Consider the following 18,464-nt stretch of genomic DNA (forward strand, 5'->3'; position numbering starts at 1 on the left):
AACGGTTCGGTCACCTTGAAAGCCGACGGCACCTTGGACTTTGCGCCGACAGCCAACTACAACGGCTCGACCAGCTTCACCTACACCGTGACATCTGGCGGTGCGGTTGAGACGGCAACGGTCACGGTGACCGTGACGGCGGCGGCCGATGCCCCGATGACGGTCGACCCGGCAGTCCCGGGCCAAGTCTTCGACCCGGCCACCGGCAACTATGCGGTCAGTACCAACGAGGACATGGCCTTCAATGGCCAGGTTTCGGCGGTGGATGGTGACGGCGACACGCTGACCTACAGCGTATCCTCGGCTGCCACGCACGGCATGGTGACGGTGGATTCGGCAACGGGTGCGTACACCTATACGCCGACTTTCGACTACTACGGCAGCGACAGCTTCATCATCAGCATCGATGACGGCGAAGGCAACGTGACGCAGTCGACGGTGAGTGTCACGGTCGCGGCCGTGGTGGATATCACCGACGACACGATCACGACCAATGAAGACACAACGGTCAACATCGCGGTGGTCGGCAACGACAGCTTCGAGAACGCCGGACGCAGCGTCACCGCTATCGACGGAATTGCGGCTACGGTCGGGGTGCCTGTCCTGGTCAGCAACGGTTCTGTGACCTTGAAGGCCGACGGCACTTTGGATTTCGCGCCGACGCTCAACTACAACGGATCAACCAGTTTCACCTACACGGTCACTTCGGGCGGCGCGGTTGAGACGGCAACCGTCACGGTGACGGTCTCGGCCGTGGCCGACGCGCCGATGACGGTGGATCCGGCAGTGCCTGGTCAAGTCTTCGATCCGGCCACCGGCAACTATGCGGTCAGCACCAACGAGGACATGGCCTTCAATGGCCAGGTTTCAGCGGTGGATGGTGACGGCGACACGCTGATTTACAGCGTATCCTCGGCAGCCACGCACGGCATGGTGACGGTGGATTCGGCAACGGGCGCGTACACCTATACGCCGACTTCCGACTACTACGGCAGCGACAGCTTCATCATCAGCATCGATGACGGCGAAGGCAACGTGACGCAGTCGACGGTAAGTGTCACGGTGGCGGCCGTGGTGGATATCGTCAACGACACGATCACGACCAATGAAGACACAACGGTCAATATCGCGGTGGTCGGCAACGACAGCTTCGAGAACGCCGGACGCACGATCACGGCCATTGACGGCGTTGCGGTGGCGGTGGGAGCGCCGGTCGCGGTCGCGAACGGTTCTGTGACGTTGAAAGCCGACGGCACCTTGGACTTCACGCCGGCCACCGACTACAACGGCTCGACCAGCTTCACGTACACCGTGACCTCTGGCGGTGCGGTGGAAACGGCATCGGTCACGGTGACCGTGACGCCGGTGGCGGATGTGCCAGTGACGGTCGACCCGGCAGCCCCGGGCCAGGTCTTCGACCCGGCCACGGGCAACTACGCGATCAGCCCGAACGAGGACGCTGTCTTCAATGGCCAGGTCTCGGCGGTGGATGGCGACGGCGATACGCTGGTTTACGGCGTTAACACCCCCGCGACGCACGGCATGGTGACGGTGGATTCGGCAACGGGCGCGTACACCTACACGCCGACTGCCGACTACTACGGCAGCGACAGCTTCATCATCAGCATCGACGACGGCGCGGGCAACATCAGCTTGTCGACGGTGACGGTGACCGTGGCAGCCGTGGCGGATATTGCCGACGACACGATCACGACCAATGAGGACACGACGGTCAACATCGCCGTAGTCGGCAACGACAGTTTCGAGAACGCCGGACGCAGCATCACGGCCATCGACGGCACGGCGGTAGTGGTGGGCACGCCGGTCCTGGTCAGCAACGGTTCTGTGACCTTGAAGGCCGACGGTACGTTGGACTTCACGCCAACCACCGACTACAACGGTTCGACCAGCTTCACGTACACCGTGGCTTCTGGCGGCGCGGTGGAGACGGCAACCGTCACGGTCACCGTCACTGCGGTGGCGGATGTGCCAGTGACGGTCGACCCGGCAGTGCCTGGCCAAACCTTCGACCCGGCCACGGGCAACTATTCAATCATCTTGAACGAAGACGCTGTTTTCAACGGCCAGGTCTCGGCGGTTGATGGCGACGGCGACACGCTGACCTACAGCGTATTCTCGGTTGCCACGCACGGCGTGGTGACAGTCGATCCGGCAACGGGTGCATACACCTACACGCCCACGGCGGATTACTACGGCAGCGACAGCTTCATCATCAGCATCGACGACAGCGAGGGCAACGTGACGCAGTCGACGGTGAGCGTCACGGTCGCGGCAGTGGTGGATATCACCGATGACACGGTCACGACCAATGAGGACACGACGGTCAATATCGCCGTGGTCGGAAACGATAGCTTCGAGAACGCCGGACGCACGATCACTGCCATTGACGGCAACGCGGTAGTGGTGGGAACGCCGGTCCTGGTCAGCAATGGTTCGGTCACCTTGAAGGCCGATGGCACCTTGGACTTCACGCCCACCACCGATTTCAACGGCCCGACCAGCTTCACGTACACCGTGACCTCTGGCGGAGCGGTGGAGACGGCAACCGTTACGGTCACCGTCACTGCCGTGGCGGATGCGCCGGTGACGGTCGACCCAGCGGTCCCGGGCCAGGTCTTTGACCCTGCCACGGGCAACTACGCGATCAGCCTGAACGAGGATGGGGCCTTCAACGGCCAGGTTTCGGCGGTGGATGGCGATGGAGACACGCTTGTTTATGGGGTGGATGCTCCGGCCACGCACGGCATGGTGACAGTCGATCCGGCAACGGGTGCATACACCTACACGCCCACGGCGGATTACTACGGCAGCGACAGCTTCATCATCAGCATCGACGACAGCGAGGGCAACGTGACGCAGTCGACGGTGAGCGTCACGGTCGCGGCAGTGGTGGATATCACCGATGACACGGTCACGACCAATGAGGACACGACGGTCAATATCGCCGTAGTCGGCAACGACAGCTTCGAGAACGCCGGACGCAGCATCACGGCCATTGACGGCAATGCGGTGGTGGTGGGAACGCCGATCCTGGTTGCCAACGGTTCGGTCACCTTGAAAGCCGACGGCACCTTGGACTTCACGCCGGCAACGGACTACAACGGTTCGACCAGCTTCACGTACACCGTGACATCTGGCGGCGCGGTGGAGACGGCAGCCGTCACGGTCACCGTCACTGCGGTGGCGGATGCACCGATGACGGTGGATCCGGCGGTACCCGGTCAAACCTTTGATCCGGCCACGGGCAACTATGCAATCAGCCTGAACGAGGATGCTGTCTTCAACGGCCAGGTCTCGGCGGTGGATGGAGACGGCGACACGCTGACCTACAGCGTATCCGCAGCTGCCACGCACGGCATGGTGACGGTGGATCTGGCAACGGGCGCGTACACCTACACGCCCACGGCCGACTACTACGGTGCCGACAGCTTCATCATCAGCATCGACGACGGCGAAGGCAACGTAACGCAGTCGACGATAAGCGTCACGGTCGCGGCAGTGGTGGATATCAGCGACGACACGATCACGACCAATGAAGACACGACGGTCAACATCGCGGTGGTCGGCAACGACAGTTTCGAGAACGCCGGACGCGCCATCACGGCCATCGACGGCAACGCAGTCATGGTCGGTACGCCGGTCGCAGTTGCCAACGGTTCGGTCACGCTGAAGGCCGATGGCACCTTGGACTTCGCGCCGGCCTTGAACTACAACGGCTCGACCAGCTTCACGTACACCGTGACGTCTGGCGGCGCGGTGGAGACGGCAACGGTCACGGTGACCGTGACGGCGGTGGCCGATGCCCCGATGACGGTCGACCCGGCAGTCCCGGGCCAGGTCTTCGACCCGGCCACGGGCAACTACGCGATCAGCCTGAACGAGGACGCTGTCTTCAACGGCCAGGTTTCGGCGGTTGATGGCGATGGTGACACGCTTGTTTATGGGGTGGATGCCCCGGCAACGCACGGCATGGTCACGGTTGATCCGGCGACGGGTGCCTATACCTACACGCCGACGGCCGACTACTACGGTACTGACAGCTTCATCATCAGCATCGACGACGGCGCGGGCAACCTCAGCTTGTCGACGGTGACGGTGGCCGTGGCCGCCGTGGCGGATATTGCCGACGACACGATCACGACCAATGAAGACACGACGGTCAACATCGCCGTAGTCGGCAACGACAGCTTCGAGAACGCCGGACGCAGCATCACGGCCATTGACGGCAATGCCATCTTGGTTGGCACGCCGGTCGCGGTCGCGAACGGTTCGGTCACGTTGAAGGCCGATGGCACCTTGGACTTCACGCCGGCCTTGAACTACAACGGCTCGACCAGCTTCACGTACACCGTGACGTCTGGCGGCGCGGTGGAGACGGCAACGGTCACGGTGACCGTGACGGCGGTGGTCGATGCGCCGATGACGGTCGACCCGGCAGTCCCTGGCCAGGTCTTTGACGCGGCCACGGGCAACTATGCAATCAGCTTGAACGAGGATGGAGCCTTCACTGGCCAGGTCTCGGCAGTGGATGGTGATGGAGACACGCTGCTGTATTCGGTGAACACCCCTGCCACGCACGGCATGGTGACAGTCGATCCGGCAACGGGCGCCTACACCTACACGCCGACGGCCGACTACTACGGTGCCGACAGCTTCATCATCAGCATTGACGACGGCGAAGGCAACGTAACGCAGTCGACGGTGAGTGTCACGGTCGCTGCGGTGGTGGATGTCACCGACGACACGATCACGACCAACGAGGACACGACGGTCAATATCGCCGTGGTCGGGAACGACAGCTTCGAGAACGTCGGGCGCGCCATCACGGCCATCGACGGCATTGCGGTGGTGGTGGGTGCGCCGGTCCTGGTGAACAACGGTTCGGTCACCTTGAAGGCCGACGGCACCTTGGACTTCGCCCCGGCTGCGAACTACAACGGTTCGACCAGCTTCACCTACACCGTCACGTCTGGCGGCGCGGTGGAGACGGCAACCGTCACGGTGACCGTCACCGCGGTGGCTGATGCGCCAATGACGGTGGACCCGGCGGTACCCGGCCAAACCTTTGACCCGGCCACGGGCAACTATGCAATCAGCCTGAACGAGGACGCTGTCTTCAACGGCCAAGTCTCGGCGGTTGATGGCGACGGCGATACGCTGGTTTACGGCGTTGACACCTCCGCGATCCACGGTACTGTCACGGTTGATCCGGCAACGGGTGCGTACACCTACACGCCGACGGCCGACTACTACGGTGCCGACAGCTTCATCATCAGCATCGACGACGGCGCGGGCAACATCAGCTTGTCGACGGTGACGGTGACCGTGGCCGCCGTGGCGGATATTGCCGACGACACCATCACGACCAATGAAGACACGACGGTCAACATCCCGGTGGTCGGCAACGACAGCTTCGAGAACGTCGGGCGCGCCATCACGGCCATCGACGGCATGGCGGTGGTGGTGGGCACGCCGGTCGCCGTCATGAACGGCTCGGTCACCTTGAAGGCCGACGGCACCTTGGACTTCGCCCCGGCCTTGAACTACAACGGCTCGACCAGCTTCACGTACACCGTGACGTCTGGCGGCGCGGTGGAGACGGCATCCGTCACGGTCACTGTTACGGCGGTGGCCGATGCACCGATGACGGTCGACCCGGCAGTCCCAGGCCAGGTCTTTGATACTGCTACTGGCAACTATGCGATCAGTTTGAACGAAGACGGGGCGTTCACGGGCCAGGTCTCGGCGGTTGATGGCGACGGCGATACGCTGACCTACGGTGTATCCGCAGCTGCCACGAATGGCATGGTGACAGTCGATCCAGCAACGGGTGCGTACACCTACACGCCCACGGCGGACTACTACGGTGCCGACAGCTTCATCATCAGCATCGACGACGGCGAAGGCAACGTGACGCAGTCGACGGTAAGCGTCACGGTAGCGGCGGTGGTGGATATCACCGACGACACGATCACCACCAATGAAGACACGACAGTCAATATCTCCGTAGTCGGCAACGACAATTTCGAGAACGCTGGACGCGCTATCACCGCCATCGACGGCATTGCGGTGGTGGTGGGTGCGCCGGTCCTGGTGAACAACGGTGCTGTGACGCTGAAGGCCGACGGCACCCTGGACTTCGCTCCGGCAGCTAATTACAACGGCTCGACCAGCTTCACCTACACCGTGACGTCTGGCGGTGCGGTGGAGACGGCAACCGTCACGGTGACCGTCACTGCGGTGGCGGATGCGCCGATGACGGTCGACCCGGCGGTCCCGGGCCAGGTCTTTGACCCGGCCACGGGCAACTACGCAATCAGCCTGAACGAGGATGGAGCCTTCACTGGCCAGGTCTCGGCAGTGGATGGTGATGGAGACACGCTGCTGTATTCGGTGAACACCCCTGCCACGCACGGCATGGTGACGGTCGATCCGGCAACGGGCGCCTACACCTACACGCCGACGGCCGACTACTACGGCAGCGACAGCTTCATCATCAGTATCGACGACGGCGAAGGCAACGTAACGCAGTCGATGGTAAGCGTCACGGCCTCGGCGGTGGTGGATATCACCGACGACACGATCACGACCAACGAGGACACGACGGTCAATATCGCCGTGGTCGGGAACGACAGCTTCGAGAACGTCGGGCGCGCCATCACGGCCATCGACGGCAATGCCATCCTGGTGGGCACGCCGGTCGCCGTCATGAACGGCTCGGTCACGCTGAAAGCCGACGGTACCTTGGACTTCACGCCGGCCACGGATTTCAACGGCCCGACCAGCTTCACGTACACCGTGACGTCTGGCGGGGCGGTGGAGACGGCATCGGTCACGGTAACCGTGACGGCGGTGGCGGATGTACCAGTGACGGCCGACCCGGCAGTTCCCGGTCAGATTTTTGACCCGGCCACGGGCAACTACGCAATCAGCCTGAACGAGGACGCTGTCTTCAGTGGCCAGGTCTCGGCAGTGGATGGCGACGGCGATACGCTGGTCTACAGCGTATCCGCAGCCGCCACGCAGGGGATGGTGACGGTGGATCTGGCAACGGGTGCGTACACGTACACGCCCACGGCGGATTACTACGGTACTGACAGTTTCGTCATCCGTATTGATGACGGCACCGGAAATGTCATCTTGTCGACGGTAAACGTGACCGTCGCGGCGGTGGTGGATATCGTCGACGACACGGTCACGACCAATGAGGACACGACGGTCAATATCGCCGTGGTCGGCAACGATGGCTTCGAGAACGCCGGGCGCATGATCACGGCCATTGATGGCAACGCGGTGGTGGTGGGAACGCCGATTCTGGTCAGCAACGGTTCGGTCACCTTGAAGGCCGACGGCACCTTGGACTTCGCCCCGGCTGCGAACTACAACGGTTCGACCAGCTTCACGTACACCGTGACATCCGGCGGGGCCGTGGAGACGGCGTCGGTCACGGTCACTGTGACGGCGGTGGCGGATGCGCCGATAACGGTGGATCCAGCGGTCCCCGGTCAAATCTTTGACCCTGCCACGGGCAACTACGCGGTCAGTCTGAACGAAGACGCTGTCTTCAACGGCCAGGTCTCGGCGGTTGATGGCGACGGCGATACGCTGGTTTACGGCGTTAACACCCCCGCGACGCACGGCATGGTGACGGTGGATTCGGCAACGGGCGCGTACACGTACACGCCGACGGCGGATTACTACGGCACCGACAGCTTCATCATCAGCATCGACGACGGCACGGGCAACATCAGCTTGTCGACGGTGACGGTGACCGTGGCCGCCGTGGCGGATATTGCCGACGACACGATCACGACCAATGAGGACACGACGGTCAACATCCCGGTGGTCGGCAACGATAGCTTCGAGAACGCCGGACGCACGATCACTGCCATCGACGGCAACGCCATCATGGTGGGCACGCCGGTCCTGGTTGCCAACGGTTCGGTCACGTTGAAAGCCGACGGCACCTTGGACTTCACGCCCGCCACGGACTTCAACGGCCCGACCAGCTTCACGTACACCGTGACGTCTGGCGGCGCGGTGGAGACGGCAACGGTCACGGTGACTGTGACGGCAGTAGCTGATGTGCCGATGTTGGTCGACCCGGCAGTACCGGGCCAGACCTTTGACCCGGCTACTGGTAACTATGCGGTGAGCACTAGCGAGGAAACGGCAGTCAATGGTCAAGCCGCTGCGGTGGATGGTGACGGTGACACGCTAACTTATGGCGTAAGCATCCCGGCGACGCACGGCATGGTGACGGTTGATTCGGCGACGGGCGCCTACACCTACACGCCGACGGCCGACTACTACGGTGCCGACAGCTTCATCATCAGCATCGACGACGGCACGGGCAACATCAGCTTGTCGACGGTGACGGTGACCGTGGCCGCCGTGGTGGACATTGCCAACGACACGGTCACGACGAATGAAGACACGACGGTCAACCTCGCCGTGCTCGGCAACGACAGCTTCGAGAATGCCGGGCGCACGATCACGGCCATTGATGGCAACGCGGTGGTGGTGGGAACGCCGATTCTGGTCAGCAACGGTTCGGTCACCTTGAAGGCCGACGGCACCTTGGACTTCGCCCCGGCTGCGAATTACAACGGTTCGACCAGCTTCACCTACACCGTAACGTCTGGCGGCGCGGTGGAGACGGCAACGGTTACGGTGACCGTGACGGCGGTGGCGGATGTACCAGTGACGGTCGACCCGGCAGTCCCCGGTCAAACCTTTGACCCTGCCACGGGCAACTACGCGATCAGCCTGAACGAGGACGCTGTCTTCAGCGGCCAGGTCTCGGCGGTTGACGGCGACGGTGACACGTTGGTTTACGGCGTTAACACCCCCGCGACGCACGGCATGGTCACGGTGGACCCGGCAACGGGCGCCTACACCTACACGCCGACGGCCGACTACTACGGTGCCGACAGCTTCGTCATCAGCATCGATGACGGCGAAGGCAACGTCATCCTGTCGGCGGTCAGTGTGACGGTGGCGGCGGTGGTGGATATCATCGACGACACGATCACGACCACCGAGGACACGACGGTCAACATCCCGGTGGTCGGCAACGATAGTTTCGAGAACGCCGGGCGCACCATCACCGCCATTGATGGCATTGCGGTGGTGGTGGGCATGCCGGTCGCAGTCGCCAACGGTTCGGTCACGTTGAAAGCCGATGGCACCTTGGACTTCACGCCGACCACGGATTTCAACGGTCCGACCGGCTTCACGTATACCGTGACATCCGGCGGAGTGGCCGAGACGGCATCGGTCACGGTGACCGTCACTGCGGTGGCGGATGCGCCGATGACGGTGGACCCGGCAGTACCTGGTCAAACCTTTGACCCGGCCACGGGCAACTATGCAATCAGCCTGAACGAGGACGCTGCCTTCAACGGCCAGGTGTCGGCGGTGGATGGCGACGGTGACACGCTGACCTACAGCGTATCCTCGGTTGCCACGCGCGGCATGGTGACGGTGGATTCGGCAACGGGTGCGTATACCTACACACCGGCTTCCGATTACTACGGTACCGACAGCTTCATCATCAGCATCGACGACGGCATGGGCAGCATCAGCCTGTCGACGGTGACGGTGACCGTGGCCGCCGTGGCGGATGTTGCCGACGATACGATCACGACGAATGAAGACACGACGGTCAACATCGCCGTGCTCGGCAACGACAGCTTCGAGAACGCCGGACGCAGCATCACGGCCATCGACGGTAACGCCATCATGGTGGGCACGCCGGGCGTGGTTGCCCACGGCTCGGTCACGTTGAAGGCCGACGGCACCTTGGACTTCACACCCGCCACCGATTTCAACGGCCCGACCAGCTTCACGTACACCGTGACCTCTGGCGGAGCGGTGGAGACGGCAACGGTTACGGTGACCGTGACGGCGGTGGCGGATGTGCCAGTGACGGTCGATCCTGCGATTCCCGGTCAAACCTTTGATCCTGCCACGGGCAACTACGCAATCAACCTGAACGAGGACGGGGCCTACAACGGCCAGGTCTCCGCGGTCGACGGCGACGGAGACCCGCTGACTTATGGGGTGGATACCCCGGCAACGCACGGTATGGTCGTGGTGGATCCGGTGACGGGCGCGTATACGTACACGCCGACGGCCGACTACTACGGTACAGACAGCTTCATCATCAGCATCAACGACGGCGCGGGCAACATCAGCCTGTCGACGGTGACGGTGACAGTGGCCGCCGTGGTGGACATCACCAGCGACACGATCACGACCAATGAAGACACCCCGGTCAACATCGCCGTGGTCGGCAACGACAGCTTCGAGAACGCCGGACGCAGCATCACGGCCATCGACGGCAACGCAGTCATTGTCGGTACGCCGGTCGCGGTTGCCAACGGATCGGTCACGCTGAAAGCCGATGGCACCTTGGACTTCGCCCCGGATACGAACTACAACGGCCCGACCAGCTTCACCTACACCGTGACGTCTGGCGGCGCGGTCGAGACGGCAACGGTCACGGTGACCGTCACTGCGGTGGCGGATGCGCCGATGGCGGTGGATCCGGTAGTACCTGGTCAAACCTTTGACCCTGCCACGGGCAACTACGCAATCAGCCTGAACGAGGACGGTGCCTTCAATGGCCAAGTCTCGGCGCTGGATGGTGACGGTGACGCGCTGACTTATGGCGTAAGCACCCCTGCGATGCATGGCATGGTCACGGTCGATTCGGCAACGGGCGCGTACACGTACACGCCGACGGCGGATTACACCGGTACCGACAGCTTCATCATCAGCATCGACGATGGCGAAGGCAACGTGACGCAGTCGACGGTAAGCGTCACGGTCGCGGCAGTGGTCGACATCGACAACGACGCGATCACCACCAACGAGGACACGACGGTCAACCTCGCCGTGGTCGGCAACGACAGCTTCGAGAACGCTGGACGCACCATCACTGCCATCGACGGCAACGCAGTCGTGGTCGGTACGCCGGTCGCGGTCGCCAACGGTTCGGTCACGCTGAAAGCCGATGGCACCATCGACTTCACGCCGACCACGGACTTCAACGGCCCGACCAGCTTCACGTACACCGTGACATCTGGCGGTGCGGTGGAGACGGCAACGGTCACGGTGACCGTCACTGCGGTGGCGGATGCGCCGATGACGGTGGACCCGGCAGTACCTGGTCAAACCTTTGATCCGGCCACGGGCAACTACGCGATCAGCCTGAATGAGGACGCAGTCTTCAGTGGCCAGGTCTCGGCGGTTGACGGCGACGGTGACACGTTGATTTATGGCGTAAGCACCCCGGCGCTGCATGGCATGGTGACGGTTGACCCGGCAACGGGCGCCTACACCTACACGCCAACGGCCGACTACTACGGTGCCGACAGCTTCATCATCAGCATCGACGATGGTGAAGGCAACGTGACGCAGTCGACGGTAAGCGTCACGGTCGCGGCAGTGGTGGATATCCTCAACGACACGGTCACGACCGATGAGGATACGACGGTCAACATCGCGGTGCTCGGCAACGACAGCTTCGAGAACGCCGGACGCAGCATCACGGCCATCGACGGCAACGCAGTCTTGGTCGGTACGCCGGTCGCGGTTGCCAACGGTTCGGTCACGCTGAAGGCCGATGGCACCTTGGACTTCACGCCCTCGGCCAACTACAACGGTTCGACCAGCTTCACCTACACCGTGACGTCTGGCGGCGCGGTCGAGACGGCGACCGTGACGGTCACAGTGACCGCCGTGGCGGATGTGCCGACGATGGTGGACCCGGCGGTGCCTGGTCAGACGTTTGACCCCGCCACGGGCAACTACGTGATCAGCCTGAACGAGGACGCTGTCTTCAATGGCCAGGTCTCGGCGGTGGATGGCGACGGCGATACGCTGGTCTACAGCGTATCTTCGGCGGCCATGCACGGCATGGTGACGGTTGATCCGGCAACGGGCGCGTACACCTACACGCCGACGGGCGACTACTACGGTGCCGACAGCTTCATCATCAGCATCGATGACGGCGAAGGCAATGTGACGCAGTCGACGGTAAGCGTCACGGTCGCGGCAGTCGTGGACATTGCCAACGACACGGTCACGACCAACGAAGACACAGCGGTCAACATCGTGGTGTTCGGCAACGACAGCTTCGAGAACGCCGGGCGCAGCATCTCGGCCATCGACGGCAACGCCATCGTGGTGGGCACGCCGGTGGCAGTCGCCAACGGGTCGGTTACGCTGAAGGCGGACGGCACCCTGGACTTCCTGCCGGCCTCGCACTACCACGGTTCAACCAGCTTCACCTATACCGTGACCTCGGGTGGCGTCACCGAGACCGCTACGGCCACGGTCAACGTCGCCTCGATCAACGACGTACCGATCTTGGTGGATGTCCGGATTGGCGGCCAGGTGTTGAACCCCGCCACCGGCGAGTACGGCGTGCCGACAACGGAAGACACATCGGTCGCCGGGCGCGTGGAGGCGCTGGATTCGGACGGTGAACCGGTGCAGTACACGATGACCACCTTGCCGGCCCACGGTGTGGTGACGCTGAATGCCGCGACGGGAGACTACGTCTATACGGCCATCGGTGATTTCCACGGCAACGACCGCTTCGTGGTCACGATTACCGATAGCAGCGGCGGCTCGGTGCGAACGGTGGTGAATGTGACCGTCGGGGCGATTGTGGACATCGACCACGACACGGTGACGACCAACGAAGACACGACGGTCAACATTGCGGTTCAGGCTAACAACACCTTCGAGAACGCTACGCACGTCATTACGGCCATCGATGGGTCGGCCGTGATGGTGGGAACCCCGGTCGCGGTCGCCAACGGCCTGGTGACGCTGCGCGCAGATGGCACCTTGGACTTCACACCTTCGGCCAACTACAACGGCACCACCAACTTCACCTACACCGTGACTGCGGGTGGCGTGACCGAGACGGCGACCGTTACGGTGAATGTGACGGCCGTGAACGATAGTCCGATCGTGCCGGGAGGATCGGTGAACTTGCCGCTGGGCGACGGCGTGGACGTGCCGGCTGACCAGGGCTTGCTGGCCGGCGCGTCAGATCCCGAAGGCGACCCCTTGCGCGTCATCGAGGTCAGCGTGGACGGGGTGGCCGGAAGCACGCCCGCCGGCACGCCGATCGTGATCCCGGGCCGGGGAACGTTGTTGGTACGGGCCGACGGCAGCTATGTCTTCACCCCATCCGCGAACTTCGTGGGCGAGCTGGTCGTGCGCTACACGGTGGGTGACGGCAACGGCGGTGTAACCGAAGCGACGATCAGGCTGTCCAACTCGACGCCTGTGTTTACGGAGCAAGAGGAGCTTCGTCGGGTTCCGCTGCCGGGGGCCGGCGCCTTGGACACGAGTGGCAGCGGCGGTTTGTATCGGGCGGGCGAGGCGGATTCGGTGCTGATCCAAACGGTCAATGGCCTGGGTTCACTGAACGGCACCGCGGATCTTCTGCATCCGGATGGCGCGGTGTCGCGGGCGGTCAATGGTGTCGACAACCTTGGCCATGTGGCTTCCTTTGGCGGCGTGGGCGCGGTCCTGAATGCGGTCAACGATATCTCGGCGCTGAACGGCAACGACGATATGGGCGCGCGCAGCGGCTTGCACCACTTGCTACGGTCCGCCTTGGGCGGCGGGCTGGAAGGGGGCCAGGCGGTGTTGTCGTCCTTGCCGCTGGGCGGCGGATTGCAGCTGGATATGCTGGGGCGTGGCGACCAGTTGCTCATCATCATCAACGGGGGAGCCGGTGCAGACGGCATGAGCGTCACGCTGGCCAACGGCGCGGCGCTGCCGGATTGGGTGCAGGCGGATGGACGGGGGCTTTTCCTGATCAATCGCCCGGCAGGCGTGGAGTCTCTGAGTCTGCGGTTGACGCAGCGTTCAGCGGCTGGCGTCACGGTCGACCGGCTTGTCACGATCGACTTCCTGTCTGGCGAGCTGCGTGAACAACGCGAACAGCGTGGCGCGGCGGATGCGGCTTTGCGTCCGGAAACCTCACCCGACACCGCGCCCCAGGCAGCGGCAGCCGAGCCGGTCCGGTTGGCGGGAGCACCGTTCGCGCAGCAGTTGGCGCAAGCGGCCCGGCAGCACGATGCGGAGGATGCCGCCTTGATGGACCTGCTTAACTAAGGGCCTGGCGACAGGGTGACAGGGCGGGCGGGGGTAACCCTGCCCGCCCTGTCGCGCTTGTTGGTCGTCGATAGTGCCGCGCGACACGTCCAGCCTCTTGGCATGTGGAATATTATTGTCACTACGAATTGATTTGGGCATCAGCCAGAATTTCCTTTCCATCCCTTGGGGAGAAAAGAATGACGACACTGCTCACAACGTCGGACGTGGCCAGCATCATGGCCTTGCAAGGCTCGCGCAAGGTGTACACCGAACTGCTCGACTACGTGCTGGCGGACTTTATGCGATGGCCGGAATTCGACAAGTGCGCGCGCGTCGCCAGCCATTCCCCCACCGGCGTCATCGAACTGATGCCCACCGCCGACCACGAGCTCTACAGCTTCAAGTTCGTGAACGGCCACCCGAAGAATCCGCATGCCGGCCTGTCCACCGTGATGGCCTTTGGCGCGCTGGCGCAGGTCAACACGGGTGAACCGCTGCTGATCAGCGAACTGACGCTGACCACCGCCCTGCGTACCGCCGTCACCTCAGCCTTGGCCGCGCGCGCGCTGGCGCGGCCCGACTCGCGGTCGATGGCCCTGATCGGCAACGGCGCGCAAGCCGAATTCCAGGCGCTGGCTTTCCACACCGTGCTGGGTATCGACACGCTGCACGTGTACGACGTGGACGAAGGCGCCACCCGCAAGCTGCAAGCCAACCTGGCCTCCGCCGCGCCGTCCATGCGTGTCGTCCGCTTTGATAGCACGGCCCAGGCCGTCAAGGGCGTGGACATCGTCACTACCGTTACGGCCGACAAGGCCTACGCCACCATCCTCTGCGCCGACATGGTCGAGCCGGGCATGCACATCAATGCCTTGGGCGGCGATTGCCCCGGTAAGACCGAGCTGCATGCCGACGTGCTGAAGATGGGCCCCGTGTTCGTCGAATACGAACCACAGACGCGCATTGAAGGCGACTTGCAGCAGATGCCCGCGGATTTCCCGGTGACGGAATTGTGGCGCGTGCTGACGGGCCAGGCGGAGGGCCGCCAGAGCGCGTCAGACGTGACCATCTTCGATTCGGTGGGATTCGCGCTGGAGGACTTCTCGGCGCTGCGCTGGCTGCGCGACAGCGCTGCCCGGTTGGGCGTAGGCACCCGCATTGAAGTGGCGCCGCAATTGCAGGACCCCAAGAACCTGTTCGACGTGGTGCGCGCGGCAACCCGCGTCACGACGGGTGGCGCGGGTTGAAGGCGTGGCCACGGCGCTTGGTTGACGGCCCCGTAGTTGACGGCCCTTAGTTGACGCGCGTATTTGATGGCGCGTAGCTGTCGGCGATCACGCGCGCGCGGGCGTCTCGACCGAAGGGGTGCCCTCGTGGAACATGCCTTTTAGCTGGGTCCGTAGCTCGGGGCTGTCCGCATGTTTGTGTACGGTCGTGGCGTGCTGCACGGCGGCTTCCAGCAGTTCGTCGTCGGTATCCGCTACCAAGGCCACCGAGCAGTTCAGCTCGCTTGGGTACTCGCGGCAATCGATGTATTTGCGGCTCATGATGGGCTCCCTGCGCAGCGGCCCAGGGGGCGGCTTGCGCGATGGAATATCCGACGCGCGGCGTGGCAGGCACCGGGCAGGATGGCGCGTCACAGCGCACCCGATGATTCGAAAAGTATAGGTCCGCGGGCAGTCAGGCGGGGGTCGAAATTGAGGGGTCGGCCCCTGATTTGATACGACCCCATGATTGAGCGGTCCGGCGGTCCGGCGATCCGGCGATCCGGCGATCCGGCGATCCGGCGACTCCGCGATCTCGCAATCTCCTACGTCGCGTCGTCCGGCTGCGTTTCATGAGACACCGGTCGGCCCAGCAGATAGCCCTGGAAGTGCGAGCAGCCCTCTTGGGTCAGCCGCTCCAGTTGCGCGGCGGTTTCCACGCCTTCGGCGGTGGTGGGAATGTCCAGGCTGCGCCCGATGCCGTTGATGGCGCGGATGATGGCCAGCGCTTCCTTGCTGGATTCCACATCTTGCGTGAACGACTTGTCGATCTTGATCTTGTCGAAGTCGAACGACCGCAGATAGCCCAACGAGGAATAGCCGGTGCCGAAGTCGTCCAGCGCCACCTTCACACCCAGTGCCTTCAGCCGGTTCAAGGTGGTCAGGTTGGCGGCGGAATTCGCCAGCAGCACCGACTCGGTAATCTCCAATTCCAGGCGCCACGCGGGCAGGCCGGAATTGGACAGGGCCGACTCCACCAACGACACCAGTGCGCTGTTGGTGAATTGGGTGGCCGACAGGTTGACCGCCACGGTTTCGTGGTCGTCCCAGCGCATGGCTTCCGCGCAAGCCTCGTGCAGGGTGAACGCGCCCAGCTCGTGGATCAGCCCGGTCTCTTCAGCGATGGGGATGAAGGCGTCGGGCATGATCAGGCCCTTCACCGGATGCTGCCAGCGCATCAGCGCCTCGCGGCCCACGATGCGGACGTGGCTGACGTCCAGGATGGGCTGGTAATGCAATTGAAACTGCTGCCCCATGATGGCTTGGCGCAGATCCATCTCGATTTCATGGCGCTTGAGCGCGGCGACTTCCATCTCGGGTTCAAAACACGCCAGGCGGTTGCGCCCGTTGCGCTTGGCTTCATACAGCGCCATGTCGGCGTAGCGCAGCAGGTGGTCGGCCGTGTAGTCGGGCGTTTCGGCCAGCGCGATGCCAATGCTGACGGTAACGGGCACGGTATGGCCGTCCACCTCGAACGGCTGGCGCATCGTTTCGATCAAGCGCTCGGCCAGCTTGCGCACGTCTTCCTGCTGGCCGATGTTGGGCAGCACCACGGCAAACTCGTCGCCACCCAGCCGGGCCAGCGTGTCCTGCTCGCGCAGCACCTTGGGCAGGCGCTTGGCGAACAGGCGCAGCAGTTCGTCGCCGCAGGGGTGGCCCAGCGTATCGTTCACGCTCTTGAAGTTGTCCAGGTCCAGGCACAGCACGGCGGTGCGGCGGTCGCCGGCACGGTTTTGCAGCGCCTTGAGCAGTTGTTCGCGGAACAGCCGGCGGTTGGGCATGCCGGTCAGCGTGTCGTGGTGCGCCATGTAGCGCACCTGCGCGTGGGCGGCGTTTTCGTCGGTGACGTCGTCCGAGATCAAGAGCGCGTAGCGCGAGCGCGGGTCGCTGCTGTGGAATACCAGCGTGCGCGTGCGCAATGTGCGCATGCCGCGCGCGGTGATCAGTTCTTCTTCGGCTTCGCGCAGCGCGCCGTCCGTGCGCAGGGCATCGTTGGTCAGGCGGTCGAAAAATTCGCAGACGGGCGCGGGCAGGCATTGCTGGGCAGTCTTGCCCAACATCTCGGCGCGTGTGGCGCCGAACGTGGCTTCGGCCTGACGATTGGCCAACAGGATATTGCGCGACACGGCATCCAGCACCAGCACGCACGACGGGATGTGCGACACCACGGCATCCAGGAAGCTCGACAGCGACGTCAGCTCGGTGTTGTAGTGCTCGGCCAGCTCTTTGGCCCGGACAAGCTGCTGTTCGCGTTCACGCCGTTCGGTGATGTCGCGCGTGACTTTGGCAAAACCCAGCAGCGCGCCCTGGTCGTCGTGGATGGCATCGATCACCACGTTGGCCCAGAACAGCGTGCCGTCCTTGCGCACCCGCCACCCTTCGGCTTCAAAGCGGCCTTGTTCGCGGGCAGTGGCCAGTCCGCGCTGCGGCAGGCCTGAAGCCTGGTCTTCCGCGCTATAAAAGCAGGCGAAGTTCTTGCCGACGATTTCTTCCTGTGTGTAGCCCTTGGCGCGTTGCGCCCCGGCGTTCCAGTTGGCGACGGTGCCGTCCGGATGCAGCATGTAGATGGCGTAGTCGACGACGCCCTGCACAAGGTGCCGGTACATGACGTCGGAGTTGTCGATGATCATTGGATGTGACGGGAGCCGACCCCGTCGCGGGGCGTTTGCGCATTCGCGTGCGTTGCGTTTTGCCTGCGTGGGTCGTCCCGCAAAAAGACTGAGGGATATACGGCTTTACGTCGTATGACGGACGATAGTTAAGCCGAGCGCCTGAAAAGGCGCAAATCTAACGAATGATGTCGTGAAAACGCAATTCATTGCATGCGGGAGCGTTGCGTGCACGTTGCGGGTATGCCTGCGCGCAGGCATGCGAATGCGCCGCGGCTTAGAGCTTTACCCGCTGCTTAAGCGCCTGCGCGATCATGCCGATGTCGATGTCCTTGCCCGGGTTCTTCTGGCAAAAGTCGTACAGCACCGCCACGTAGGCATTGCCCAGCAGCTTGGTGATGGCGCCGGCGGTGGTGGCGGCAATGGTGCCGCCCACGGC

General features: G+C 63.5%; 4 protein-coding genes (1 of these 4 only partly in view). 2 read left to right on the forward strand and 2 right to left on the reverse strand.

Going from position 1 to position 18,464, the window contains the following annotated elements; genetic code table 11:
• Positions 1–14,169, forward strand: partial view of an Ig-like domain-containing protein gene (locus ACE04A_RS28165; RefSeq protein ID WP_485820746.1) — the 3' portion only. It extends 13,089 nt beyond the left edge of the window; only the last 14,169 of its 27,258 coding nucleotides appear in the window; the start codon falls outside the window, past its left edge; its stop codon occupies positions 14,167–14,169.
• Positions 14,170–14,348: 179 nt separating this feature from the next.
• Positions 14,349–15,398: an ornithine cyclodeaminase gene (ocd, locus tag ACE04A_RS28170; RefSeq protein ID WP_448716914.1), complete on the forward strand. Its 1,050-nt coding sequence runs from the start codon at positions 14,349–14,351 to the stop codon at positions 15,396–15,398.
• Positions 15,399–15,485: 87 nt separating this feature from the next.
• On the opposite strand, the gene ACE04A_RS28175 is transcribed toward ocd, so the two are convergent.
• Together ACE04A_RS28175 and ACE04A_RS28180 are read right to left on the reverse strand one after the other, a co-directional pair.
• Positions 15,486–15,698 carry a DUF1059 domain-containing protein gene (locus tag ACE04A_RS28175; RefSeq protein WP_259252763.1) on the reverse strand — a complete coding sequence of 71 codons (213 nt, stop codon included), beginning with the start codon at positions 15,696–15,698 and terminating at the stop codon, positions 15,486–15,488.
• A 263-nt stretch (positions 15,699–15,961) separates the two neighbouring features.
• On the reverse strand, positions 15,962–18,046 hold the full coding sequence (locus ACE04A_RS28180; RefSeq protein WP_485820747.1) for a putative bifunctional diguanylate cyclase/phosphodiesterase: 2,085 nt from the start codon (positions 18,044–18,046) through the stop codon (positions 15,962–15,964).
• Positions 18,047–18,464: the final 418 nt, after the last annotated feature.

The sequence above is a fragment of the Achromobacter colocynthidis genome, assembly GCF_057334535.1.

Excerpts from the sequence above, each read along its gene's own strand:
- ACE04A_RS28175 (WP_259252763.1), bottom strand. The coding sequence starts at position 15,698 with ATGAGCCGCAAATACATCGATTGCCGCGAGTACCCAAGCGAGCTGAAC.
- ACE04A_RS28180 (WP_485820747.1), bottom strand. The coding sequence starts at position 18,046 with ATGATCATCGACAACTCCGACGTCATGTACCGGCACCTTGTGCAGGGC.
- ocd (WP_448716914.1), top strand. The coding sequence starts at position 14,349 with ATGACGACACTGCTCACAACGTCGGACGTGGCCAGCATCATGGCCTTG.